The organism is Streptomyces sp. TRM68416, from assembly GCF_014596915.1.
Classification (GTDB): Bacteria; Actinomycetota; Actinomycetes; order Streptomycetales; family Streptomycetaceae; genus Streptomyces.
In genome coordinates this window covers 16,336-39,117 of record NZ_JACVWU010000030.1, presented here as the reverse complement: position 1 = coordinate 39,117, position 22,782 = coordinate 16,336, and the positions used below count along the sequence as shown (strand labels likewise).

Annotated in this window: 24 protein-coding genes; 5 read left to right on the top strand and 19 right to left on the bottom strand. The window is 72.8% G+C overall.

The window, feature by feature from the left end; all coding sequences use genetic code 11:
• Positions 1–43: 43 nt before the first annotated feature.
• The 6 genes from ICC28_RS34755 to ICC28_RS34730 are packed head-to-tail and all read right to left on the bottom strand — an operon-like array spanning position 44 to position 5,269.
• Complete coding sequence (locus tag ICC28_RS34755; RefSeq protein ID WP_188292799.1) at positions 44–1,279, bottom strand: cytochrome P450 family protein; 1,236 nt, start codon at positions 1,277–1,279, stop codon at positions 44–46.
• On the bottom strand, positions 1,276–2,514 hold the full coding sequence (locus tag ICC28_RS34750) for a cytochrome P450 (RefSeq protein WP_188292798.1): 1,239 nt from the start codon (positions 2,512–2,514) through the stop codon (positions 1,276–1,278). The genes ICC28_RS34755 and ICC28_RS34750 overlap by 4 nt, the downstream gene beginning before the upstream one ends.
• Positions 2,511–3,122, bottom strand: a complete 612-nt coding sequence (locus tag ICC28_RS34745; protein WP_188292797.1) for a GTP-binding protein — start codon at positions 3,120–3,122, stop codon at positions 2,511–2,513. Before ICC28_RS34745 ends, ICC28_RS34750 begins: the two co-directional genes overlap by 4 nt.
• Positions 3,091–3,456, bottom strand: coding sequence for a DUF742 domain-containing protein (locus ICC28_RS34740; protein ID WP_188292796.1), 366 nt, complete (start codon positions 3,454–3,456; stop codon positions 3,091–3,093). The genes ICC28_RS34745 and ICC28_RS34740 overlap by 32 nt, the downstream gene beginning before the upstream one ends.
• Positions 3,453–3,875 carry a roadblock/LC7 domain-containing protein gene (locus tag ICC28_RS34735; RefSeq protein WP_188292795.1) on the bottom strand — a complete coding sequence of 141 codons (423 nt, stop codon included), beginning with the start codon at positions 3,873–3,875 and terminating at the stop codon, positions 3,453–3,455. Before ICC28_RS34735 ends, ICC28_RS34740 begins: the two co-directional genes overlap by 4 nt.
• Positions 3,872–5,269, bottom strand: a complete 1,398-nt coding sequence (locus tag ICC28_RS34730; protein WP_188292794.1) for a sensor histidine kinase — start codon at positions 5,267–5,269, stop codon at positions 3,872–3,874. Before ICC28_RS34730 ends, ICC28_RS34735 begins: the two co-directional genes overlap by 4 nt.
• 362 nt (positions 5,270–5,631) lie before the next feature.
• Here ICC28_RS34730 and ICC28_RS34725 point away from each other — a divergent pair, with 362 nt between their 5' ends.
• The 3 genes from ICC28_RS34725 (at position 5,632) to ICC28_RS34715 (ending at position 7,747) form a co-directional block, all read left to right on the top strand.
• On the top strand, positions 5,632–5,868 hold the full coding sequence (locus ICC28_RS34725; protein WP_188292793.1) for a hypothetical protein: 237 nt from the start codon (positions 5,632–5,634) through the stop codon (positions 5,866–5,868).
• A gap of 115 nt (positions 5,869–5,983) precedes the next feature.
• Entirely contained in the window at positions 5,984–6,766 is a 783-nt protein-coding gene (locus tag ICC28_RS34720) for an alpha/beta fold hydrolase (protein WP_188292792.1), read from the top strand.
• 99 nt (positions 6,767–6,865) lie between these two features.
• Complete coding sequence (locus tag ICC28_RS34715) at positions 6,866–7,747, top strand: DUF72 domain-containing protein (protein WP_188292791.1); 882 nt, start codon at positions 6,866–6,868, stop codon at positions 7,745–7,747.
• Between the two features lie 15 nt (positions 7,748–7,762).
• On the opposite strand, the gene ICC28_RS34710 is transcribed toward ICC28_RS34715, so the two are convergent.
• A complete protein-coding gene (locus ICC28_RS34710; RefSeq protein WP_188292790.1) occupies positions 7,763–8,686 on the bottom strand; it encodes a LysR family transcriptional regulator in 924 nt (307 codons plus the stop codon).
• 181 nt (positions 8,687–8,867) lie between these two features.
• Between ICC28_RS34710 and ICC28_RS34705 the strand changes: the two genes are divergently transcribed.
• Entirely contained in the window at positions 8,868–10,331 is a 1,464-nt protein-coding gene (locus ICC28_RS34705) for an MFS transporter (protein WP_188292789.1), read from the top strand.
• 31 nt (positions 10,332–10,362) lie between these two features.
• Positions 10,363–10,503, top strand: a complete 141-nt coding sequence (locus ICC28_RS34700; RefSeq protein WP_223190302.1) for a hypothetical protein — start codon at positions 10,363–10,365, stop codon at positions 10,501–10,503.
• An 87-nt stretch (positions 10,504–10,590) separates the two neighbouring features.
• Here ICC28_RS34700 and ICC28_RS34695 read toward each other — a convergent pair whose 3' ends face one another.
• From ICC28_RS34695 to ICC28_RS34640, 12 genes are all read right to left on the bottom strand, one after another.
• A complete protein-coding gene (locus ICC28_RS34695) occupies positions 10,591–11,124 on the bottom strand; it encodes a molybdenum cofactor biosysynthesis protein (RefSeq protein WP_188292788.1) in 534 nt (177 codons plus the stop codon).
• A 36-nt stretch (positions 11,125–11,160) separates the two neighbouring features.
• Positions 11,161–12,012 carry an endo alpha-1,4 polygalactosaminidase gene (locus tag ICC28_RS34690; protein ID WP_188292787.1) on the bottom strand — a complete coding sequence of 284 codons (852 nt, stop codon included), beginning with the start codon at positions 12,010–12,012 and terminating at the stop codon, positions 11,161–11,163.
• Positions 12,009–12,671: a spherulation-specific family 4 protein gene (locus ICC28_RS34685; protein WP_188292786.1), complete on the bottom strand. Its 663-nt coding sequence runs from the start codon at positions 12,669–12,671 to the stop codon at positions 12,009–12,011. Before ICC28_RS34685 ends, ICC28_RS34690 begins: the two co-directional genes overlap by 4 nt.
• Positions 12,668–13,561 (bottom strand): NAD-dependent epimerase/dehydratase family protein, encoded by an 894-nt coding sequence (locus tag ICC28_RS34680; protein WP_188292785.1) that lies wholly within the window; start codon positions 13,559–13,561, stop codon positions 12,668–12,670. Before ICC28_RS34680 ends, ICC28_RS34685 begins: the two co-directional genes overlap by 4 nt.
• Before the next feature lie 7 nt (positions 13,562–13,568).
• Positions 13,569–14,282 carry an NDP-sugar synthase gene (locus tag ICC28_RS34675; protein WP_188292784.1) on the bottom strand — a complete coding sequence of 238 codons (714 nt, stop codon included), beginning with the start codon at positions 14,280–14,282 and terminating at the stop codon, positions 13,569–13,571.
• A 22-nt stretch (positions 14,283–14,304) separates the two neighbouring features.
• On the bottom strand, positions 14,305–15,306 hold the full coding sequence (locus tag ICC28_RS34670; RefSeq protein ID WP_188292783.1) for a GDP-mannose 4,6-dehydratase: 1,002 nt from the start codon (positions 15,304–15,306) through the stop codon (positions 14,305–14,307).
• 46 nt (positions 15,307–15,352) lie between these two features.
• Positions 15,353–16,708: a hypothetical protein gene (locus tag ICC28_RS34665; protein WP_188292782.1), complete on the bottom strand. Its 1,356-nt coding sequence runs from the start codon at positions 16,706–16,708 to the stop codon at positions 15,353–15,355.
• Positions 16,705–18,219, bottom strand: coding sequence for a GT4 family glycosyltransferase PelF (gene pelF / locus ICC28_RS34660; RefSeq protein WP_188292781.1), 1,515 nt, complete (start codon positions 18,217–18,219; stop codon positions 16,705–16,707). The genes ICC28_RS34665 and pelF overlap by 4 nt, the downstream gene beginning before the upstream one ends.
• Before the next feature lie 85 nt (positions 18,220–18,304).
• Positions 18,305–20,410: a hypothetical protein gene (locus tag ICC28_RS34655; protein ID WP_188292780.1), complete on the bottom strand. Its 2,106-nt coding sequence runs from the start codon at positions 20,408–20,410 to the stop codon at positions 18,305–18,307.
• Positions 20,411–20,802: 392 nt separating this feature from the next.
• Positions 20,803–21,330: a hypothetical protein gene (locus ICC28_RS34650; protein WP_188292779.1), complete on the bottom strand. Its 528-nt coding sequence runs from the start codon at positions 21,328–21,330 to the stop codon at positions 20,803–20,805.
• Between the two features lie 413 nt (positions 21,331–21,743).
• Positions 21,744–22,085 carry an ArsR/SmtB family transcription factor gene (locus ICC28_RS34645; RefSeq protein ID WP_188292778.1) on the bottom strand — a complete coding sequence of 114 codons (342 nt, stop codon included), beginning with the start codon at positions 22,083–22,085 and terminating at the stop codon, positions 21,744–21,746.
• A 195-nt stretch (positions 22,086–22,280) separates the two neighbouring features.
• Positions 22,281–22,655: a hypothetical protein gene (locus ICC28_RS34640; RefSeq protein WP_188292777.1), complete on the bottom strand. Its 375-nt coding sequence runs from the start codon at positions 22,653–22,655 to the stop codon at positions 22,281–22,283.
• Between the last annotated feature and the right edge of the window lie 127 nt (positions 22,656–22,782).

Sequence of the window (22,782 nt, the reverse complement as noted above, 5' to 3'; positions counted from 1 at the left end):
GCACGACCGGAACGGGGGACCGGTCGCGCCCCTGCCCGCGGTCTCAGCCGCCCGGCCGCACCGGGATCTCCTGCCAGCCGAACGCGATGAACGACGCCACCTGACGCAGCTCCGACGCGTCCACGGCGAGCCGCAGCCCGGGGAAGCGCGCGAACAGGGCCGGCAGCGCGGTCAGCGCCTCCACCCGGGCCAGCGGTGCGCCGATGCACCGGTGCACACCGATCCCGAACGCCATGTGGTCGTCCGCGCCGCGGGAGGCGTCGAAGACGTCCGCGTCCGCCCCGTAGTGCGCGGGATCCAGTCCGGCCGCCGCGTACGTCGTGATGACGGCGTCCCCGGCCGGGATCGTGACGTCGCCGACGGTGAGGTCGGTGACGGCGAACCGCAGCGGAAGCGAGGCGATCGAGGGGTGCACCCGCAGTGTCTCGTCGACGACCGCGTCCCAGCCGACGCGCCCCGACCGTACGGACGCCAGCTGCTCGGGGTCGCGCAGCAGGGCGACGACCGCGTTGCCGATGAGATTCACCGTGGTCTCGAAACCGGCGCCGATGACCAGCAGCAGCGTGTAGACGAGCTCCTCGTCGCTGAGCCGGTCGCCGTCCTCGTCCCGCACCCGGATCAGCTCGGTGGTGAGGTCGTCGCCGGGGTGGGCGGTGCGGTGGGCGATCAGCGCGGGCAGCACCGTGCCGATCTGCTGCTGCACGAAGGCCGCGTGCTCGGGCGTCGGGTCGGAGGTGTCCATGATGGCCGCGATCAGCCGCGTGGTGTCGTCCACCAACTCGTCGGGCACACCGAACAGTTCGCAGATGATCCGCAGCGGGAGCGGGTGGGCGAGGGCCGTCTTGAGGTCGACGACGTCGTCCTCGGCCGCGGCCACCTCGTCCAGCAGCTCCGTCGTGATCGCCTCGACCCGGGCCCGCATCGCCTCGGTGCGCCGCTGCGTGAAGCTGGGCGCCACCAGCTTGCGCAGCCGCGTGTGGTCGGCGCCGTAGGTGGAGAGCATGTTGACCACGCCGACCCAGCCCAGGATCCAGCCCCAGGAGGGGTGTTCGCCGATCTCGGGCCACAGCCTCCAGTGCTGCCGCGGATCCTTGCTGATCCGGGGGTCGAGGATCAGCTGTTTGAGGACGTCGTAGCCGGTGGGCGCCCAGGCGGGTATGCCCCCGGGCAGCTCCACGGGCACGATCGGGCCCAGGGCGCGCAGCCGGGCGGCCTCGGCGGGGATGTCGGAGCCGAACGGGTCGATGGCGAAGCGTTCGGTGCGGTCGGTCACGGTCACGACGGGACTCCTGGCTGGTCGGGGGAGCGGGGGCTGAACCTGACGGGCAGGGCGGTGAGCGAGCGGTGGAACGGGCCGGGCCGCCAGGTCAGACGGTCGCGCGGCAGCACGGGCCGTAGGTCGGGCAGCCACTGGGTGAGCCGCTCGATCGCCTCGGTCGCGATGAGCAGCGTGTGCTGCTTGACCGGGCACGCGTGCGGACCCGCCGACCAGGACAGGTGCGAGGCGTCCCCCGGGCGCCGGGCACCGGCGTCCGCCCGCTCGGCGGCGTGGGCGAGCGCCCCGTAGGAGATCACCACCGGGACCGCGGCCCTGATCCACGCGCCGTGGAAGGACACGGGCCTACGGGCGTAGTGGATGCCGTAGTTGGCCAGCGGCGTCTCGTGGTGCAGGACCTCGGTCACGGCGTCCATGACGGGGCGCGCCCCGCTGGTGAGGGTGGAGTAGTAGGCGGGGTTGCCGAGGATGCGGGAGAGTGCGTTGGAGACGAGGTTGGCCGTCGGTTCGTGCCCCGCGCCGAGGGTGAGGAAGACCTGCCAGGTGACCTCCTCCGGGCTCAGCCGGGCCGGGTGGTCCAGCAGCCGGCTCGGCAGGTCGTCGCCGCGCCGCTCGGCCTTGGCGGCGATCAGCTCCAGCACGTAGCCGCCGTACTCCGCCTCGCCCTCGGCGGCCTCGGCACCGCCCTCCATCATCTTGCCGAGCGCCGTGTTGAGCCGGTCGCTCTGGCTGTCGGGCAGCCCGAACAGGCTGTTGAACACCAGCGCCATCAGCGGCCGGGCGAAGTCGCCCACCAGGTCCGCCTCGCCCCTCGGCCCGATCCGGCCCACCAGCAGATGCACCGCCCGGTGCACCCGCGCCCGCAGGTCGTGCGGCTCCACCTGGTCGAAGACGTCGATCAGCGAGGTCCGGTAGCGGGCATGGGCGGCGCCGTCGGCGAACAGGGTGTTGGGCCGCCAGCGCATCATCCCGAGCACCGGCGAGTCGTCGGCGACCGTCGACTCCCAGGGCCGCGGGTCGTGCGAGAACGTCTCCGTGTCCCGCAGCAGATCCAGCGCGGCCTGCCGGTCGGTGACCACGTAGGCGGGCACGCCCGGCGCCAACTCGGCCCAGCCGACCGGTCCTTGGGCGCGCAGGGCGTCGTAGTAGCGGTACGGGTCCTGGGCGAAGCCGTCCTCCCACAGGCGCACGGGCGCCGAGCGGGAGAAGGTCTGCTGGGCGGCGGGGTAGGTGGTCACCGGCTCTCCGGAGGGTGGCGGTCGATCAGGTGCTGGACCAGCGCGAGCAGGGCGTCGACGGAGGAGTCGGCGTCCCGCGCGTCGCAGGTCACCATCGGCGTGCCGGGCTCCAGGTCCAGCGCGGCACGCAACTGCTCCTCGGTGTGGTGGTCCGGGGCGTCGGGGAAGGCGTTGAAGGCCACCGCGTACGGCAGCCCCGTCTCCTCCACCAGGCCGAGCACGTCGAACGACGCGTCGATCCGGCGGCTGTCCACCAGCACCAGCGCGCCGAGCGCCCCGTAGGCGATGTCGTCCCACAGGGAACGGAACCGCTCCTGGCCGGGCGTGCCGAACAGGTACAGCACGATCCCGCCCGCGAGGCTGATCCGGCCGAAGTCGATGGCGACGGTGGTGGTCGTCTTGTCCCGCACCCCGGCGAGGTCGTCCGTCTGTGCGGAGGCCTCGCTCAGCCGCTCCTCGGTGTGCAGCGGCCGGATCTCCGAGACGGAGTCGATCAGGGTGGTCTTGCCCACCCCGAAGGGGCCCGCGACCAGGATCTTCACCAGGTCGCGGGCGGTGTCGGGCAGGTGGATGGTGTCACTGGTGGTGTTTGAGGGCGCGAAGGCCATCGGCCACTCTTTTCAGCAGGTCGGGGTCGAACCGTTCGGCGGGCGGGACCGGTGCGCGGGCCACTGCCAGGTTCCGGTCGACGAGGGAGCCGGCCAGCACCCGCACCGCGGAGACCGGCAGCCGCAGCAGCGCCGCGGCCTCCACCACCGTCAGGGACCCGCCGTCCAGGACGTCCAGCAGGGCGAGTTCGGCCGCGGGCAGGCCGGACGGCACCGGCAGGCCGGTGCCGGTGAGCACCGACAGCCGTTCCAGGTGCGGACGGCTGGGCCGGGCCACACCGCCGGTCGACAGGTACGCGGGTACGAGCGGACGGCCGGCGGGGCGGCCCGTCATGCCGGCGCGCCGCCGTCGGCTCCTCGGGTCGCGGCGGCCATCGCCTTCTCGCCCAGCCGCGCCACCTGGGAGTGCACCCGGTGCGCGAGCAGGTCCAGGCGCACCTCGCCGTCGCCGTAGGCGGCCACGCAGGTGCCGTGGTCGGTCGGCACGATCAGCACGTACCCGTGGTCCGACTCGATGACGACCTGCCGCACCTCGGCCCGGTCCCGGTCGGCGAACGCGGCCGCCGCGGTGCGGCACGCCCCCTGCACGGTGCTGGTGATCGCGGCGACCCGCTCGGCCGACGGCTGCGACAGGGCGTCGGTGTAGCCGGTGACGAGGCCGTCCCGGGTGAGCAGCACGGCGGCCACGACATGCGGCACCTGCAGGATCGGGTCCAGCACCCATGCGGTGTCTCCTGTTTCGCGGCCGGTCATCGGGCCGTGCCCCCTTCTTCCTCGGTTTGCTCGGTGTGTTCGGTGTGTTCGGCGTCGTCGGTCTGCGGATGGGTGCGAGCGCGGGCCGCCGCGGTGCCGGACTGCAGCGCGCCGAGCGCGGCGGCGGCCTCCTCCGGGCCGGGCGCGGAGGGCCGGGGCGCCGGTGCCGCCGGCGCCGGTTCCGCCGCGGCGGCGAGGCGCTCCCGCCGCCGCCGCTGCGGCAGGGCGCCCGTCTGATGTCCGGGTACGGGGGCGGCGGCGCCGTCGCCCGGCTCCGCGCCGTAGGAGTGGGAGGCCGCGGCGGGCTCCTCGGGCTCGGCCCGGCGGGTGGGGCGCGGGGCACTGGCCGCGGGCGGCTGTTCCTCGGGGTCGATCCGGGTGAGGAGGTGGCTGTCGACGCGCAGGACGGCCCGTACACCGCCGTAGGGCGAGGGGGAGGACAGGTCCACGGCCAGGTCGAACTGCCGGGTGAGCTGGCCGATCGCGGCGAGTCCCATGCGCGGCGGGTCGCCGAGGTCGGTGAGCAGGATCGGGTCGGTCCCGGCCACCATGCGCTGGGCGCGGGCCCGTTCGTCCTGGGTCATGCCGACTCCGGCGTCGTCGACGGTGACACAGGCGCCGTGGTGGACGTGCTCCAGATTGACCACGACGTCCGTGTCCGGCGCGGAGTGCCGCAGCGCGTTGTCCAGCAGCTCCGCGACGATGATCGCGACCGGTTCCACGGCGTGCGAGACCAGGGCGGTGCCCGCCCGCAGATGGTTGTGGACCCGGACCCGGTGGTATCCGGCGAGCCGGGCCTGGCCGCCGGTCACCGCGTCCACCAGGTGGGACTCCTCGCGCGCGAGCCCCACCCAGGCCCCGCACACCACCGCGGCCACCTGGGCGCGGCGCAGCGACTGCTCGTTCTCGTGGTCGAGTTCGAACAGTGTCTGCGTCAACTCAGGATCGTCGTAGCGCTGTTGGAGACCGCGCAGGGCGTCCTGAAGGCGGTAGAGGGCGGCCTGGATCTCGCGGGTCGCGCCGCGCATGCCCGCCTGCGCGGCGGCGTCGACGCGGATGCGCTGCGCGGTGAGTTCGATGCGCAGCTGGTCCAGGACGCGCTCCAGCGCGAGGCCGAGCGGTGAGGCCGTCGCCTGCGGGTCGCGCGGACCGGGCACGGCGATGTGCGGGTGCGTCAGCTGCCGGGCGGCGGCCGGCACGCGCTTCCCCGCCAGATGCTCGACCTCGTCCGTGAACGTCCGCAGTACGCCGTCCAGATGGGCCCGAAGGGAGGCGATCTCCTCGCGCTGCACGGCCCGTTGGCGCCGCGACCGGAGCAGCCCGCCCCCCAGGGCGAGCGCGGACAGTGTGCCGACGGCCAGTCCGCCGACGGCAAGGTCCGGTAATTCGATCATCGAATCGGTATCCAGAGAAGTCGGGCAGGGCAGAGTGCGAAAGCCCCTCACGAGGCGCTCGCAGCACAGTACACACCGTCATCGACCGCTCTCGCACGCCAGATCGACAGTTCACTCCGAAACTGCTCGCCGTCTGTTCGCTTCTGCACCGACTGTCTGAATTGCCGCGCCGCGGGCCCGAGTTGATGTCGCCTCGGTGACTCCGGGTGATCACCGCGGGCCCGTCGATCTGACGCCGCGCGCGGGGCTACGAATGCCCGGTGGTGCTGACTGGCCGGGGTCCGGGCGGGTACCCGGCGTGCATCGACAAGCGGTGCCGGAGTCGGTGCGGCACCGGACCGGCAGCGAGGGAGGAGGTCCGCATGACCAGCAGTGCGGAGACCGGTGGTGCGACGGGCACGCCGGACAAGGACTACAACCTGATCTGGTACGTGGAAGCGTGCCTGAGCAACGCCCTGCGCCTGGAGTCGTACATCCAGGACGCCGAACGCAGCAAGGACACCGAGGTCGCGGACCTGTTCCGCAAGGCCCAGGCGGACAGCCGCAAGGGCGCGGAACTGGGCAAGGAACTGCTGCGCTCCCGCCTCAGCGGGGGCTGACGGCACATGTCCCGCACGCCCGGACGCCGCCCGGCAGGCGGTGTCCGGGCCTTCCTGTGCATGGGTGCGACCGGTACGCTACCGGCCAGTAACCGTCCCGTGTGCAGGAGGCACCATGCCGCAGCTCGAAGTCGACGGCGCAGCCCTGACGTACGACGACGAGGGCCCCCGCGACGGCGGCGACGTGCCCCTGGTCCTCGTCCACGGCTGGACCGCGAACCGGCACCGCTGGGACCACCAGCTGGCGCACTTCGCCGAGCGGCGCCGGGTGGTCCGCCTCGACCTGCGCGGACACGGCGAGAGCAGCGGGACCGGGGTCCGCACCATCGACGAACTCGCCCGGGACGTCCTCGCCCTCCTCGACCACCTCAAGATCGAACGGTGCGTACTGGTCGGCCACTCGATGGGCAGCATGATCGCGCAGAGCCTGGCTCTCGCCCACCCCGACCGCGTCGAACGCATGGTGCTGGTGAACTCCATCGGCCGCATGGCGTACAGCCGCGGCCGCGGCCTGCTCATGGCCGCCTCCACCCGCGTCCCCTACAAGCTGTTCGTCGCCGCCAACATCCAGCGCGCCTTCGCCCCCGGCCACCCCCGCGAGGAGATCCGCGCGTACATCCGCGCCTCCGCCGCCACCCCGCGCGAGGTCGTCATGACGCTGTACGGTGCCATGCGCGCGTTCGACGTCCTGGACCGCGTCGGCGAGATCCGCACACCCACCCTGATGATCCACGGCTACCACGACGTCCAACTGCCCGTCGGCCAGATGCTGCGCATGGCCAAGGCCTACCAGGACGCCGAGGTCCGCATCATCGACGCCGGTCACGAACTGCCCGTGGAACGCCCGGCGGAACTGACCGCGGCGATCGACCGGTTCCTGACCGGCGCGAGGAACTGATCGACCGGTTCCCGACCGGCGTCAGGAACCGACCCGCTCCGCACCGCGGGGGCGGCATGCCGCAGGAAGACAACACGCGCGTGCGGGTAACCGGCCCGTATGGGTGACATCCTGATCGGCGTCTGTTCGTGGACGGACCGCGCACTCGTCGCGAGCGGCTGGTACCCGGCCGGGCGGCGCGACGCCGAGGGGCGGCTGCGGCACTACGCCGGACAGTTCCCGCTGGTGGAGGTGGACGCGAGCTACTACGCCCTGCCCACCGCGCGCAACAGTCGGCTGTGGGTCGAGCGGACACCGGACGGGTTCGTCTTCGACGTGAAGGCGTTCTCCCTGCTCACCGGCCATCCGACCAGGCCCTCGGCGCTGCCGGCGGGGCTGTCGGCGGACGCGGGCGAGCCGCGGGTCCTGGACGAGGTGTGGGCGCGGTTCACCGACGGCATCGCGCCCCTGCGGCAGGCCGGCCGGCTCGGCGCCGTCCTGTTCCAGTTCCCGCCCTGGTTCCGGCCGGGACCCCGTGCCGAGACCTTCCTCGGCGAGTGCGCCGAGCGCACCGCCGGCTGGCCCGTGGCCGTCGAGTTCCGCCATCCGCGGTGGTGGCAGACGGAGCAGCGGCCCACGACGTGCGAACTGCTGCGGCGAAACGGATTCGCCGCCGTCGCCGTGGACATGACGCAGACGCTGCCCTCCTCCGTCCCGCCCGTCACCCCCGTCGCCGCACCCCGGCTGTCGGTCGTGCGCTTCCACGGACGCAGCCCCGCCTGGGGAACCGGCAGCAAGGAGGACAGGTTCCGGCACGACTACACGGACGACGAACTCGGGGAGTGGGTGCCAAGGGTCCGCTCCCTGGCCCGGCGGACCGAACAGGTGCACGTCCTGTTCAACAACTGCTGCGGGGACGCGGCCGTACGCGCCGCCGCACGCATGCGCTCCCTCCTCGCCGCCGCGACACGCGCCGACGGTCCGGCGCGGCGGACCTCCTGATCCCGCGGGAGCGACTCAGACCGGCAGCGCCGCCCGCGGATCCCCCTGCGCCACCTCCCGCGCCGCGTCACGGGCCGCAGCGGCGAACGCCTGCACCGCACGGCTGCCGTTCCCGGCCCGCCACACCAGGCCGTACCCGACCGGTTCCGCATCGACGAAGGGCAGGTACACCACACCCGGCCGCGCGTGGTACGTCGCCGTGTGCGCGGCCGCGAGCAGGGCGCCCCTGCCACCCGCGACCAGCGTCAACGCCTCCTGCATATTGGTCACCGCCGGCCCGCGCGCGATCGGCCGGCCGCCCGGTGTGTGCGTGGGCACACGCTGCTCCAGCCAGTAGTCCGGCACTTCGCCCTCGATCGTGAGCAGGGGTACGTCGGCGAGGTCCTCCAGGGACACCGCGTCCCGAGCGGAGAACGGGTGCCCCGAGCAGACGGCGAGCACACGCTCCTCGGCGAGCAGCGCCGGACCGCCGCCCAGGTCGTCCTCGCGCACCGGGAACTCCTGGAGCTGGATGTCGAAGGCACCGCTGCGCAGCTGTCCGTACGGATCGGACATCGGTACCTCACAGATCTCCACGGCGAGCCCGGGGTGGGTGGACCGCAGCGCCTCCGCCGCCTTCATCACGATCTCGCCGGTCAGCGCGTTGGAGAACCCGACGTGCAGCACCGTGTCGATGCCGCGCGCGGTGGCGGCGGCATGGGCGAGGGCGGCCTCCACGGCGCGGTAGGGCGGTTCCAGGTCCGTACGCAACTGCCGGCCCAGCGAGGTGAGGGCGACGCGACGACTGGTCCGTACGAACAGCGGGGCGCCCACACGCCGTTCCAGCCGCTGCACGAGCTGACTCACCCGGGCCCGGGACAGCCGCATCCGATCGGCCGTACGGCCGAAGTGCAGCTCCTCGGCGAGCAGCAGAAAGCACTCGATTTCGTCGTGCTCCATCGAATCCCCCAGGTGAACCGGATCGGTAAGCCCGGCTGTACGAACGTCAAGATCTTCGCCGTTGTTCCGGGCCGGCGCCGGGACGGAGGGTGGACGGGCCGCCCGACGACCGCCCCGTGAGGTTGCCGGTCCCGCGGCGCCCCTCACCCACCACCTGCCACGAACCAGGAGTCGAATCGACATGAGTGCGCAGAAATCAGCAGTGGCCCCGCTCGGCGCCCGTGACTGGGGCGTGCTGCTCGTCCTGTGCGGCGCGATCTTCCTGGAGGGCATCGACGTGGCCATGCTCAACGTGGCCCTGCCCTCCATCCGGGCCGATCTCGGCCTGTCCACCGGCTCGTTGCAGTGGGTCATGAGCGCATACGTCCTGGGGTACGGCGGCTTCATGCTGGTCGGCGGACGCGCCGCCGACCTCTTCGGGCGGCGCCGGATGTTCATCGGCTGGCTCGCGGTCTTCCTGGTCTTCTCCGGACTCGGCGGATTCGCCACCGAGGGCTGGATGCTGGTCACTGCCCGATTCGTCACCGGAGTCGCGGCCGCCTTCATGACCCCGGCCGGCCTGTCCATCATCACCACCGGCTTCGAGGAGGGGCCGCGCCGCAACAAGGCCCTGCTCTTCTACTCCGGCACCGCGGCCGGCGGATTCTCGATCGGCCTGGTCGTGGGCGGTCTGCTCGCCTCGGTCGACTGGCGCTGGGTGTTCTTCGCCCCGGTCGTGCTCTCGGCCCTGATCCTGCTCGCCGCGCTCGCCTTCGTCCCCAAGTCGCCCCGGCCCGACCGCGCGGGGCAGAGCCTCGACCTCGCCGGCGGCACCGCCGTCACCGCGGCGATCGTCCTTCTGGTCCTCGGTGTCGAACGCGCCGCCCACACGTCGCCCGCCTGGACCCTCGGCACGCTCGGCGCGGGCCTCGCCGCCCTCGCCACGTTCATCGCCGTCGAACGGCGCTCGGCGGCACCGCTGGTCCGTCTCGGCATCCTCCGCAGCGGAGCCCTGGTGCGCGCCAACATCGTCGGACTGCTCTTCGCGGGAGGCTTCTTCGGCTTCCAGTTCCTGGTCGTCCTCTACCTCCAGGAACTGCGCGGCTGGTCCACCCTGGAAACCAGCTTCGCGATGATCGTCATCGGCGTCGACGCGATCCTCTCCCCGGTGCTCGTGCCCCGGCTGGTCGCCCGCTTCGGCAACGCCCGGCTGATCCTCGGCGGACTGGTCCTCGCCTCCCTGTCGTACGCGCTCTTCCTGCCGGTCGGCGCCGACTGGACCTACCTGACCATGCTGCCGAGCCTGCTCCTGCTCGGCATCGCCTTCGCACTGGCCTACGGGCCGCTCACCATCGTCGCCACCGACGGCGTCGAGGAGGAGGAGCAGGGCCTGGCCGGCGGACTGCTCTACACCTCGTTCCAGTTCGGCGCGGCACTGGGCCTGTCGGCCACCGCGGCCGTCAACGTCTCCGCCACCGCGTCGCAGGCTCCCGGCGCGCTGCTCGACGGGTACCGGGCGGCCCTCGTGGTACCGCTCGCCGCCGCCCTGCTCGCCACGCTCGTCAGCGCCTTCGGTGTCCGCTCCCGCCGGTCCGCCGACAGCCGCGTGATCGACAAGGCGGAGCTGCCCGACGACCGTACGTCCGAACTCCCCACCGCCCACTGACACTCCGCCCCCACACGAAGGGACACCCCGCATGGCCACCGACCCGGTCCACTACTGGCGTGGTGGCCCCGAGGACCCGGAGTACCACGTGATCCGCATCGACCCCTGGCGCATTCAGCTGGTCCGCGGCTCGGATCTGCGGAGCACCATCGGGCAGCCGAGGACGGCCTGACGGCAGCGCGTCCCGTCCCGTCCCGGCGCTGTGCGAACGCGCAGAGCCGGGCCCGCCGTCGCGACGGCCTGGGCCGGCGGCGTCCGGTCACCCCGGTCCGGGGGCACCCTCCGGAGCGCCGGCCTGCCGCTCCACCCGCAGCACGGCCTTGCCGACGGCGAGCGTCCCGTCCGTCAGCGGGGTGCACCGCACACCGCCCTTGCCGCGCAGGGCGCGCTGAGCGCCCGCGCCGATGGTCACGTCCATCCAGGCGCAGGGGCGGGCCGGGCGGTTGACGGCGAGGACGACCGGGCCCGTACCGCAGTCCAGACTGACGACCGAGCCGACGAGGGCGTCGATGTCGATGCCGCGGAGCAGGACGTTCCGGCGGGTCCGGCGCAGGTCCACGGACGGATCGATCCCGGTCGGGAGGTTCTCGACGGCCATCAGGGTCACCGAGGCGTCCCGGTGGGCCCGCTGCCCGTAGTAGCGGTCGCCCACCAGCCCGAGGCCCTCGCGCACCTCCGCCCGCTCCACGAGTTCCCCGTCCCCTCCGGGCGCGACACCGTCCGCCGGACGCCCGGCCAGCCGGTGGACGGGCGACACCAGCAGCTGCACCACCTGAACAGGGACGTCGGTCATACCGCCCACCCTAGAGCGACAGCCGGGCCGGGGCCGTCAACAGGGTTTGCGCCAGACCCCGAGCTCCGGCTCCTTCCGCATGGACGACAGTCTCAGCCGACGGGACTCGGGGCAGAACTCGGCGGCAGGTTCGGCGTACTCCACGTGGAAGACCGCCTTGCCGGCCTCGATGAACGGCTTCAGCAGCTCGCACTCGTCGTACTGGGCGCACTCCTCGTTGACCGCGAAGTCGAAGTGGCGCACGAGCTGCGGGATTTGGGGAAGGTCGTTCTTCAACCCCACCGACAGGCCCCGCCGGTGGGCGATGTCGGCGATCATCCGGTTGTAGCGGAGCTGGTCCCGTGCGGTGAGCGGGAAGCCGGTGTCGTTGCCGTAGCCCTCCATCAGATCCGGTTCCACGGCGTCGAACCCCTTGTCGCGGCACATGTCGAACCGCCGCTCCATGATCGGCCGGAGCACGGACGTCCGGCGGATGTCCAGCCAGCGCTCGCCCTTCCAGCCGTTGGGCCGCCCGAGCACCGAGTCGGGGAACGCGTCCTTGTCGGGCCGGAAGTCCTCCCAGGCCCCGACGTTGATGTAGCAGATCACCTTGCGCCCGTCGCGGTGCAGCCGGGCCACGTCCGCCGCCGAGTTCTCGAAGCCGTCGATGTCGTAGACCGGCACGTCGACCGACGGGTCCACCCGGCCGTCCAACTGCCACTGCCAGGCCAGCCCGGGACGCGGCCGCCAACGGGCCCGGTCCGGACCGTCGGGCGTCTCCGCGTCGGACGACCGGGTCTGCGAGGAAGAGGGGGCGGGGGAGGCCGCGTCGCCCCCGCCCGTACATCCGGCGACCCCCGTGAGGACGAGTGCGGTCAGCAGGGCGGCCGCCCCCGCGATGTTCCTCATCGCTTCGCTCCGGTCAGGGCGGGGGTCAACTCGGCCCACGGATTGGGCGGTTCGCCCGTGACGGGCCCGCACACCGCCGCACCCCGCTCACGTGCCGTCCGCACGGCCAGCGGGACGAGCGCCTGCGGCGCCCCGTAGACGAGATGGCAGAACCGCTCGGACGGCTGCCGCGCGGTCCAGTTCGGCCGGCTGAAGGCCGAGACGTACGTCGACCAGTGCCCCTCGAAGGTGACGGTCAGGTCGGCCAGGCGGGCGTACCCGGGCGCCGGGTGCACGCCCGGATTCAGTACGACGGTGCCGGCACCCAGCCGGCGCAGGGACCGCACCAGCCGCCGACAGGCCGGAAGCCCGTCCGGCGAAGCGGTCACGCGATCCAGGAAGCACCCGTCGGTCGCGTACCACTCCCGGTACCGGCGCACCTCGTCGGCGACCTCGGCCGGCTCGCGCGCCCCGTAGTCCGTGTCCGCGTAGCCGAGCAGCCGGGCCCCGGCCCCGCGCAGCGCCCCGGCCACAGCCGTGAACGCCGGATCGGGCTCCGGCCCCGGCCCGCTCGCCGGGTTGAGGATCACCGCATACGTGTCGGCGGCGCCCTCGATCAGCCGGTGCCAGGCCCCGGGATCCTCGGCCGGATGAACGTAGAGCGGAATCAGCAGGTTCACGGTGTTCGGCCGTCCTCCCAGAGCGCGGCCAGCGACTGCTCCAGGGTGCGCGCCGGGCGCCAGCCGAGGGCGTGGTAGGCGGCCGAGATGTCCGAGCACTGCCAGGACACCCGCGCCGAGCGGGCCGAACCGGTCACGTCCTCCTCGATCCGGCCGCGGAACCCGGCCAGCTCGGCGAGCCGGCGCACCAACTCCCTTACCTGGACCGGCGATCCGCCGCCGATGTTCAGCACCGGGGGCAGCGGTCCGGGTGCGCCGACCGCCAGCTCCACGGCCCGTGCCAGGTCGTGTACGTCGACGAAGTCGCGGTACGCCGACAGGTCGCCGAGGCGCAGCACGGCCGACGGGTCCGGCCCGGCCTCGCGCAGCAGGGTGGCGAGCCTGCCGGGCAGCCCGGTCGCCGGGGCCCCGGGGCCCACCGGGTTGCCCACGCGCAGCACCACCGCGTCCAGCCCGGAGGCGGCCACCGCGGCCGTGCCCGCCAGCTTGGTCGCGCCGTAGGGGCCGACCGGACTGGTGGGCGCCTCCTCCGTCACCCGCATGTCCGGGACGCCGGGACCGTACTCGGCGGCGGAGCCCAGATGCACCAGCCGGGCGGCCGGTGCGGCCGTGCGCAGCGCCGCGCACAGGGCGGCCGGGCCGCGGGCGTTGACCTCGGCGAGGGTGACGGCGTCGCCGCCGGTCGCGCCCGCGCAGTTGACGACGGCGTCGGGCGCCGCCGCCTGGAGGGTCTTCGCCAGCCGTTCCGTATCGGCCGAGGCGAGGTCGATGTGATGGTCGGCGTCGCGGGAGCGTCCGCCGCCGAGCACCCGGGTGCCGGGAAGGGCACGCAGGCGCTCGACGACAGGTCCGCCCAGATAGCCGGTGAAGCCCAGGACGAGAATGCGCATGCGGTGCTCAGGCTCCCTTGAGCAGAAGGGACTTGCGGCTGGTGAACTCGGCGTTGGCCCGGTCGTAGTCGTCGGGGCGTCCGATGTCCAGCCAGTAGCCGTCGAACTCGTAGGCGTGCGGCGGCCGTCGGGCCGCGAGCAGGTCCAGGACGAGTTCGTCGAACCCCAGCGGCAGCCCCGGGGTGTAGGAGTCGAGCGTGGCGCGCGACAGTCCGTAGACACCCATCGAGACGCGGTAGTCCACGCTGGGCTTCTCCGTGAACGCCACCACCTTGCTGGCGTCGGTGGTCAGCACCCCGAAGTCGATGCGCACCCTGCGCGCGTACGTGGCGATGGTCAGCGGCGCACCGGACTCACGGTGCGTGCGCAGGACGTCGGCGTAGTCGAGGTCGGTGAGCACGTCGCCGTTCATCACCAGGAAGTCCTCCGGGAGCCGGTCGCGCAGGGACAGCAGGGGGCCCATGGTGCCCAGAGGGCTCTCCTCGGTGGCGTAGTCGACGTTCATGCCCCACTGGGAGCCGTCGCCGACGAAGGCGCGGATGATCTCCCCGAGGTGGCCGATGGCGAGGGTGCAGTGGGTGAATCCGGCCGCCGAGAGCTGGCGCAGCACGATTTCGAGGATGGCGTGCTGGTCGCCGATGGGCACCAGCGGCTTGGGCAGGGCGGTGGTGTACGGACGCAGGCGGACGCCCTTGCCTCCCGCGAGGATCACTGCATGCATGGGAATGCTCCTTCGTGGGGGGTCAGATGTTGTAGATGCCGGTCTTGTAGCGGGCCAGGTTGGCCGGGTCGCGGAAGAACTCCACGGTGCGGGCGAGCCCTTCCTCCAGGGTGTGCGCGGGCGTCCAGCCCGTGGCGGCGTTGAGCCGGGTCGCGTCGGCGACCAGCCGCATCACCTCCGAGGCGGCGGGCCGCAGCCGCTCGCTGTCCTCGCGCACGTCGAGTCCGGTGTCCATGACCTTGCCGATCAGTGCGACCAGGTCGCCGACGGAGATCTCGCCGCCGGTCCCGGCGTTGAAGGTGCGGCCCACGACCCGTTCGGCGGGCGCGGTGCCCACCGCGAGGAAGGCCTGCGCGGTGTCCCGCACGAAGGTGAAGTCCCGGGTGGGGCGCAGGTCGCCGAGGGTGATCGTGCGCGCGCCGGCCGCCACCTGGCCGATGACGGTCGGGATCACCGCTCGCATCGACTGCCGAGGCCCGAAGGTGTTGAACGGCCGCAGCGTCACCACCGGGGTGCCGAAGCTCGCGTGGTAGCTGTCGGCCAGCCGGTCGCCGCCCGCCTTCGAAGCGGCGTACGGCGACTGCGTGTTGATGGGATGGTCCTCGGTGATCGGCACGGTCTGCGCGGTTCCGTAGGTCTCGCTGGTGGAGGTGTGCACCAGCCGGGGCGTGCCCAGGGCGCGGACCGCCTCCAGCACGTTGAGGGTGCCGGTGACGTTGGTGTCCACGTAACTGTGCGGCGCCTGGTAGGAGTACGGGATCGCGATGAGGGCGGCCAGGTGGTACACGCAGTCGGCGCCCTCCAGCAGCCCGCGGACCGAGCCGGGGTCGCGGACGTCGCCGAGGACGATCTCGACGTGGTCCAGGACGTCCGACGGCAGGGTTTCCAGCCATCCGTAGGAGGAGAAGGAGTTGTACTGGGCCATCGCCCTCACCTGGTGGCCGGAGGCGACGAGCGCCTCGGTGAGGTGGGAGCCGATGAAACCCTCGGCTCCGGTGACGGCGGCGAGCGGTGCGGAGGTCAACTCAGGGGTCCTTCCGGTCGGTTGGTGTGCGGGGGCGCGGGCCGGCTCACACGTGCGGGGCGGGCCGGCCGAGCGTCCACAGAGCGCATGCGGTCAGACAGAGCGCCGCCGCCCCGTGGATCAGCGGCAGCGCGGGCAGGTCCAGCAGGGCGACGGCGGCGGCGAGCAGACAGATCACGGCCGGCGGCCAGGCCGTGCCGAACGCCTGGAGCAGCAGGGCCGTCCACAGGGCGGCCGCGAGCGGCAGCAGTACCCGCGGGTCGCTGCCGGTGAGCAGGGCGGCGGGCAGCAGCGGCAGCAGATAGAGGAACAGGCACAGGCCGAGGACACCGGCCGAGCGCCACAGGAACGCGAGCGGTGTGGCGGCCGCGCGCAGCGCCGCGACCGACAGCCCGCGAAAGCGGTACAGCAGCCACTCGGCCGGTCCCATCGACACGGTCAGCACGATCACCGCGTAGGGGTGCCGCCGCCCCTCCAGCAGCACCAGGATCCCGGCCGCAAGACCGAACAGGCCGTACGGCAGCGAGCGGTGCCGCTTGGGCGGGGGAGCGTCGGGTCCGGCCGGTGCGGCGAGCGCGACCCGCAGCACGTACGCGGTGACGGCGAGCGTGGCGAGGAGCGCCAGGGCGGGGAGCCCGGTCCGCAGCACCGGTCCCGGCTCCCACCAGGGCAGCACCGCGCAGCCGGCGACCAGCGGAGTGAGCGCGGCGAGCAGCAGCCACTCCGCGCCCAGCACCAGCAGCACGCCCGCCGAGGCCAGGTATATCGACTGCGCGGCCGCCACCAGGGTCATCGGGCCGTCCTGCGCCACCGCCGCCGCGCACCCCGTCGCCACGGCGGCGCCCACGGGAGCGCCGGCCAGCAGGGTGCGGGCGGCCTCCCGGCGGCCCGTCGCCATCCTCAGATGAGCCCGGTGGCCGAGGGCCTGCCCCCACGCCCAGGAGGCCAGCGCGGCGACGATCAGCGCGGTGACCCGGTGGGCGGGATGCCACAGCGGTGCGGTGAGCAGATAGGCGAGGCCCGGCAGCGCGAAGAGCAGGCCGCGCAGCAGACAGCGCACGTGGTCCGGGCGCCAGGGGTCGGGCGTCGGCACGGGTTCGGGAAACGTCCGCGGCACCCGCTCGAACAGGGCGGAGGCCAGGGCGAAGATGTCCCGGTGGCCGTACCGCTCCTGGACCACAGCGGCCGTCAGCCCCTCCGACTCCAGCAGGGCGGCCACCTCGTAGGGGTGGACGGCGGGCCCGATGCGGTCGGCGAGTTCGGCGGCCAGGTCGTCCACCGCGGCCCGGTGTGCGGTGCGCCGCGGAAGTCGCAGGGCGAGGGTGGTGTCGGGCCGGGCCAGTCGGAGCGCGAGCGTGTCCTGCTCGGCGCCGCCGGGTTCGAGTGCCATCGGCCCGCTCATATCGCCAGGCTCCGTGCCGGTTGCGGGACGGCCGGTGCGACCGCTACCGGCCCGGCGACCGACTCCCGTGCGAACAGCGGCAGTTCGTGGTAGATGGCGCGGAACGTGTCGATGGTCCGGCGCAGCGTGAACTGCTCGATCACCCGCAGCCGGGCCGCTTCCCCCATCGCCGCCCGCCGCTCGGCATCGCCCAGCAGCTCCAGCGCGGCGGCCGCCATCGCGGCCGGATCCCGGGGCGGCACCACGAGTCCGGCGTCGCCGACGGCCTCGCGCACCCCGCCCACGTCGGTGGAGACCGTGGCCCGCCCGCAGGACATCGCCTCGATCAGCGTGAACGGGAACCCCTCGCTGATGCTGGAGAGCATCACGACGTTGCCCGCCGCGTAGGCGTCCTTGATGTCGTCGACCCGGCCCTCGAAGGCGACGGCGTCCGCGTGCCCCAGCTCGGCGGCCAGCGCCTCGCACCGCTCCCGGTACGCCTCCCCGCCGCGCGGCGTGCCGCCGAACAGCCGCAGCCGCGCCTCGGGTTGCCGCTCGCGCACGAGGGAGAAGGCGCGGATGAGGGTCTCCAGGTCCTTGATCGGGTCGACGCGTCCCGCCCAGCTGAGGGTGGGCACCCCGGGTTCCGGACCGGCGGGCGGGAACGCGGCCGGGTCGACGCCGTTGTAGACGGTCCGGATCGACTCCGGCGCGGCACCGCCCTGTTCCTCCCACAGCCGGTTGTAGCGGTTGCCCGGCGTGATCAGGGCGGCCCGGCGGTAGGTCTCCTCCGCCAGCAGCCGGAAGAAGCCCAGGACGACGGCCTTCACCGGCCATCGGTAGGGGGCCGTGCGGTAGCCCAGGTAGCGCTCGCGCAGATAGACGCCGTGCTCGGTCAGCAGCAGCGGAACGCCGTGCCGTTCCAGCGCCGCGAGTCCGGGCAGCACGGCCACGCCGCCGCTCACCGCGTGGGTGACCCCGGCACTGGGCACCGGAGCGGCGAGCGGGCGCAGCGCGTGCTCCAGCAGCGCGGTGGCGGTCAGCGCGTCGTGCAGCGTCGGGCGGGCCTCCCGCACGACCAGCCCCGGCCGGTTCCACACGGAGGCCAGCACGCGGACGGCCCGGTCACCGCGGAGAAAAGGGCTGAGCGTGCCGTCCGCCGCGGCCCGCGCCATCGTGGACAGGGCGGGTGCGAAGCCGTCCTCGGCACACGGATCGAGGAGCGCGGTCAGGAACCGCTCGTAGGACTGGACGAGGCGGTTGCGGGCCCGTCCCTTGGGCGGACTGCCCTGCGGCGGAGCGCCCCACATCGGGACGGACCAGACGCGCGACACGTGCGGGGGCAGGTCCCATACGACGGGCTCGTGCCCGGTGCCGGTGACGGCGACGATGTCGAAGTCCAGGTCGGGCATGCCCTGGACGAGCTGGTCGCACCAGACGCTCACGCCTCCGTGGCTGTGCGGATAGGTTCCTTCGGTGAGCAGGGTGACGCGCGTTGCGCCGGACGGGCGCGCGTCGTGGTGAACGTGCATCGATGTGCTCCACGGCCGAGGAGTGGGGTGGTCGTGCCGGTCCCGGCCGCGCGCGGGCGGCCGGGACCGTCGGTCGGTGCGCCGTTCAGTGCGCCGCGGTGTACTCTCTCGTCCCCTCCGGGACCCGGGTGGCGGGCGCCGGGTCCGTGGCCGACGCCGGTTCGGCGGTGCCGGTCGCCTGCGCCGCGGAGGACGGCAGGGCGAGAGTGAGCGGGGCGCCGTGCGAAGGCGTCCAGCCGGACCGCTCACCCGCGTAGGCCTCACCGAACGCGGTGCCGGCCAGCGTGGTCCCGGTGGGCATGGTCGCGGTGACCGCGACGCCGTCGGGTGCCTCGACGGTCACGGTGCCGCCGACGCGGTAGGCGGTCACCCGGCCGTCCCGCAGCGCGCCCTGCCAGGCGGCACGCCGTTGCAGTTCGGTGCCGATGGCCTTCATCCGCAGGTTCACCACGGGGGTGTTGGCGGCGAACAGCGCGTCGTAGCCGTCGAGCACGCCGTTCAGCACCGGGTAGGCGATGCGGTCCTCGGCGAGGTTCGACTGGTGGATGAAGTGCGGCTTGGGGTCGTTGGAGAGCACATGGCCGAGGGCCGTGGCGGTCTCCAGCGGCACGATGTACTCCGCGTAGCCGGTGGCGGTGTCCAGCGGTTCGGCCAGACAGGTGGAGGTCTCCGGGTAGTCCTCGCAGATGCCGCTGCCGCCCTGGGCGCGTGAGGTGTAGATCCAGTTGTACTCGTCGACCTGCTCGGCCGCTCGGCCCGCGTTGTAGAAGACGTTCATCGGGTAGCGGGGCACGGTGGTCGCCGGGCCGACCTGCCGCTGCCGCGGGTCGCGGGAGTTGTCCGAGGCGAGCCAGGCGATGCCGGTGTCGGTGAGGGCGGGTGCCAGGTTGGGGTTGTCGTCGGGCTGCTGCGGCAGCACCTTCAGACCGGAGTGTTCCCCGGTGACCAACTCGTCGTTCTCCAGGGGCAGTCCGACGCTCTCGCCCCAGGCCCGGTTGGTGGCGATCTCGTCGACGACGGCCGTCCGGCCCACCCACCGGACACTGCCGTCCGTCTCGGTGGCGCAGCGCCACGGCACGACCGTGGTGTCCTGCTCGCAGCCGAGGAAGGCGTGGGTGTACGTGTGGTTGATCCAGCGGAAGCGGGACCGGTCGGCGACGAGTTTGTCGGTGAGGTGGTCGACCCCGTTGTGGTCCTCGCGGTGGTCGACGCTGCCCGCGCCGTTGTAGGCCATGTCGAGGGTGAAGTCGTGGTCCTCCTGCCAGTCGACGGCGTGGTCGACGTCGTCGGGCACCATCCGGATCGGGTCGGGTGTACCGGCCCCGTCCGGGCAGTCCACGTCACCGGGCGTGCAGTTCAGCTCCGAGTTCCAGCGGTCGTCGGCGGCGAACACGTCGTCGACGTGCACGGCGAAGTAGTTCCGTGACGCGCCCAGGTGCACCCCGCCGGTCATCCACTCCACGATGCCGCGGGCCAGCAGCCGGAACTGCTGCTGGTACTGGTTGTAGACGAAGGTGACGACGAGCTCGCGGCGCCCGTCGTGCCGGTACTCGCCCACCAGGGAGCCGCGCTGCGAGGTCCCGGGGACGGCGGCGTCGACGTACGCAGTGAAGTCCGCGCCCGCGGCGGGCTGCGCCAGGTAGGCGTAACTCTCGCCGACGGACGGGGAGTTGTCCTCGAAGGGGACCGAGCCGTCGAGGTAGCCGAAGGGGCCGGCCCGCCCGGCGTCCGTCACCTCGGCCCGTACTCCGTCGAGGCTCCCGGAGTAGTCGGGGTACTGCAGTCCCGCCTCGGGGCGGGCGTAGGTGTAGGCGTCGACCTGCGGGATGCCGTAGGTCTGTTCGTAGGCCACCAGGGCGGCCATCTCGGTCGAGTTCGCGGCGAACGGGTTGTCGCTCGGCAGCACGACCGCCTGGTACTTGGCCCGTGGCCGCCCGTCGACGGTGTCCGCGAGCAGCTCCGCGTCGATCACCGGCCGGTCGGCCGCGGTCAGGTCGATCTCGGTGTACGGCGTGCCCGCGGTGTCCAGTTCGGCCGCGATGGCGTCGGTGGACGGACCGCCGTCGCTCACGACCAGGACCCGCAGATCGATACGGGGCGTGCTGTCGGCCTGCGCCGCGCCGGCCGGAAGTCCGAGCGCGGCGATGAGTGCGCCCACCGTGAGCGCGGTGGTGCATAAGATCCGCTTCATGCGGGTGTGTTCCCTCCCCGGGCAGGGGTGAGTACAGCTCGCGCGGAGCGGACGCACCCCCTTGCGCGACGCCGAGCCCCCCTCATCAGGTCGGTCGTCGACACATCCGTCGCGTCACATGGTGGTGCGTGTGTGTAGCTTTTGTAGTCGCCTTGCGAAACATGACGGAAAAGAGCAGGTGTCCAACAGGTCGCAGTCGAGCAGGAATTGGACCGTTGTGGACCCTGCCGGTCGGGTGGAATCCGCAGCGGCGGGCGGCCGATGTGCAGGCCGGGGCTCTGCCGCGCACCGGCGGGCGGCTGGCGCCCGCCGGTGCGACTGCCGGTGGTATGGACCACTCGGGTGGTGCTGGTCACAGCCGGTTTCTGGTCATCCGTGAACCCGCGGCTCCGTCAGGCGCACAGGATCCGCGTCTCGGGCGTGTACACCGGCCCGGCGCTGAGGCTCGTGGTGTCGCTGAACTCGGCGTAGAAGTACGAGTAGAACCCGATGTTGCCGTTGCAGCCGGAGTCGGCGGCGACCTGGAGGGTCAGCGTGACGGTGCGGCTCTGGCCGGGCGGGACGGTGGCGCCGTAGTTGGCGCCGAGGTCGGCGGGGCCGGTGCCGGAGCAGGGGGTGCTGCCCGCGGACGTGGTCAGGGCGCACGAGGTGAAGTCGTACTTCAGGTCGGGGCGCTGGGTGGTCAGCCAGGTGGGGCTGATGGTCTGGTACACGAACCAGATGTCGTAGCTGGCGTTGTTGGTGAGGGTCATCGACAGGTTCACCGTGCCGCCGGGCGTGGTGGTCGCGCTGTCGGTGTCGAACGTCAGGGTGGCGGAGGCCGGTTCGGCCGCGCTCGCGGTGGGGGCGAGACCGAACGCGGCGAGCAGGAGGCCGAGGGCCGCGGCGAGACCGAGGCGTCTCATCAGAGTTGATCGCATGGCCCGGGAGGCTAGGCACGCGCCGGACGCCTCGTCTGTACCGCGGGGCGCCCCCGAGGAGAGGGGCGGCCGGAAGTGGTCGTGGGGTGAAGGGCTTGCGCCGAAAGTGTGAAGCAGGGCGGTGGAACGTATACACGCACCCCACGAGCGTCTCCGCGCCCGGCCCGCCCCGAGCCGAACACCGAAGACCGGGCGGTGCCACGGCGGGCGCTATTGGCGTATACCTCACTGCCCACGCCCGTACCGGCCCGGGGCGGGGTGGTGCCGTTCTCGGCCAACCACCCGCATTTCGGCCGGACCGCCCGCCGACGCCACGAGGCGTGCCGACGAACGCCGGCCCGACGCCACGAGGCGTGCTGCGGGACGGCCGACCCGGGACTACGAGGCGTGCCGCGACGACTGCCGACCCGGGGCTACGAGGGGTGCTGCTCCGACTGCCGCAGCACGGTGAGGAGTTCGTGCTGCCCCGCCAGCAGGTCGGTGAGGATGTGCCGTGCCGCCCGCAGGAGTTCGGCGACATCGCCGCCGGCGAGCGCGTAGCTGACGGTCGATCCCTCGCGGATGGACACGACGATGCCGGATCGCCGCAGCACGGCCAACTGCTGGGACAGGTTCGACGGTTCGATGTCGAGGTCGGCGAGCAGCTCCCGCACCGGGACGGGACCGTGCTGCAGCAGCTCCAGGACCCTGATTCGCACCGGGTGTCCGAGCATGCGGAAGAACTCCGCCTTGGCCTGGTAGAGGGGGACTTGCATGGGCGCCGACTCCCTGCTGCGTCAACGATGGGTCCACGGCGGGGCCCGGTGGGGGCCGCCGCCGCGGACACGGTCACGATGATTGATCCTGCTCGCCCGGGGCGGTCGGCGACCGCGAGTTGGGATCATGCTGATGTGGGGACTTGAAGAAGTCTTCACATCGTGGGCGCACCTGGCCCCGGGCGCGCGGTCGGTCTAGACCTCGATCTGCGTCTCGACGCGCTTGAGCTGATGGCGGGCCATGGCCAGGTTCGAGCGGGCCCGGTCGAGGACGAGGTACAGGAACAGGCCGTTGCCGCCGCGTCCGGTGACCGGACGAATGAGGTGCAACTGGCTCTCCAGCGTGATCAGGATGTCCTCGATCCGGCTCTGGAGACCCAACTGCTCCATGGCCCGCAGCTTGGCCCGGACGACATCGGTGTTCCCGGCGGCGGCGACCGTCAGGTCCAGGTCCTTGCCCCCGCCCAGGGTGCCCAGGGCCATCCCGCTGCTGTGGTCCACCACAGCCGCGCCCAGGGCCCCCTCGACCCCCGTCATCAACTCCTTCAGTGACACGTCCACACTCGCCACAGCGCCTCCCCTTCGGTCAGTGCGGCGGAGCGATCGGCTCTCGCCCCGCCCGGTGGTCGCACCGTAGGTACTCGGCGGGGTCGTCGGGGGCGCGTCTCCAGGACTGACGGATGCTGAGCGACTTGTG

What these genes read in the sequence shown, in the direction of transcription:
- ICC28_RS34745 (WP_188292797.1), bottom strand. Translation starts at nt 3,122, where the DNA reads ATGGCCTTCGCGCCCTCAAACACCACCAGTGACACCATCCACCTGCCC.
- ICC28_RS34740 (WP_188292796.1), bottom strand. Translation starts at nt 3,456, where the DNA reads ATGACGGGCCGCCCCGCCGGCCGTCCGCTCGTACCCGCGTACCTGTCG.
- ICC28_RS34735 (WP_188292795.1), bottom strand. Translation starts at nt 3,875, where the DNA reads ATGACCGGCCGCGAAACAGGAGACACCGCATGGGTGCTGGACCCGATC.
- ICC28_RS34730 (WP_188292794.1), bottom strand. Translation starts at nt 5,269, where the DNA reads ATGATCGAATTACCGGACCTTGCCGTCGGCGGACTGGCCGTCGGCACA.
- ICC28_RS34725 (WP_188292793.1), top strand. Translation starts at nt 5,632, where the DNA reads ATGACCAGCAGTGCGGAGACCGGTGGTGCGACGGGCACGCCGGACAAG.
- ICC28_RS34720 (WP_188292792.1), top strand. Translation starts at nt 5,984, where the DNA reads ATGCCGCAGCTCGAAGTCGACGGCGCAGCCCTGACGTACGACGACGAG.
- ICC28_RS34715 (WP_188292791.1), top strand. Translation starts at nt 6,866, where the DNA reads ATGGGTGACATCCTGATCGGCGTCTGTTCGTGGACGGACCGCGCACTC.
- ICC28_RS34710 (WP_188292790.1), bottom strand. Translation starts at nt 8,686, where the DNA reads ATGGAGCACGACGAAATCGAGTGCTTTCTGCTGCTCGCCGAGGAGCTG.
- ICC28_RS34705 (WP_188292789.1), top strand. Translation starts at nt 8,868, where the DNA reads ATGAGTGCGCAGAAATCAGCAGTGGCCCCGCTCGGCGCCCGTGACTGG.
- ICC28_RS34700 (WP_223190302.1), top strand. Translation starts at nt 10,363, where the DNA reads ATGGCCACCGACCCGGTCCACTACTGGCGTGGTGGCCCCGAGGACCCG.
- ICC28_RS34695 (WP_188292788.1), bottom strand. Translation starts at nt 11,124, where the DNA reads ATGACCGACGTCCCTGTTCAGGTGGTGCAGCTGCTGGTGTCGCCCGTC.
- ICC28_RS34690 (WP_188292787.1), bottom strand. Translation starts at nt 12,012, where the DNA reads ATGAGGAACATCGCGGGGGCGGCCGCCCTGCTGACCGCACTCGTCCTC.
- ICC28_RS34680 (WP_188292785.1), bottom strand. Translation starts at nt 13,561, where the DNA reads ATGCGCATTCTCGTCCTGGGCTTCACCGGCTATCTGGGCGGACCTGTC.
- ICC28_RS34675 (WP_188292784.1), bottom strand. Translation starts at nt 14,282, where the DNA reads ATGCATGCAGTGATCCTCGCGGGAGGCAAGGGCGTCCGCCTGCGTCCG.
- ICC28_RS34665 (WP_188292782.1), bottom strand. Translation starts at nt 16,708, where the DNA reads ATGAGCGGGCCGATGGCACTCGAACCCGGCGGCGCCGAGCAGGACACG.
- pelF (WP_188292781.1), bottom strand. Translation starts at nt 18,219, where the DNA reads ATGCACGTTCACCACGACGCGCGCCCGTCCGGCGCAACGCGCGTCACC.
- ICC28_RS34655 (WP_188292780.1), bottom strand. Translation starts at nt 20,410, where the DNA reads ATGAAGCGGATCTTATGCACCACCGCGCTCACGGTGGGCGCACTCATC.
- ICC28_RS34650 (WP_188292779.1), bottom strand. Translation starts at nt 21,330, where the DNA reads ATGCGATCAACTCTGATGAGACGCCTCGGTCTCGCCGCGGCCCTCGGC.
- ICC28_RS34645 (WP_188292778.1), bottom strand. Translation starts at nt 22,085, where the DNA reads ATGCAAGTCCCCCTCTACCAGGCCAAGGCGGAGTTCTTCCGCATGCTC.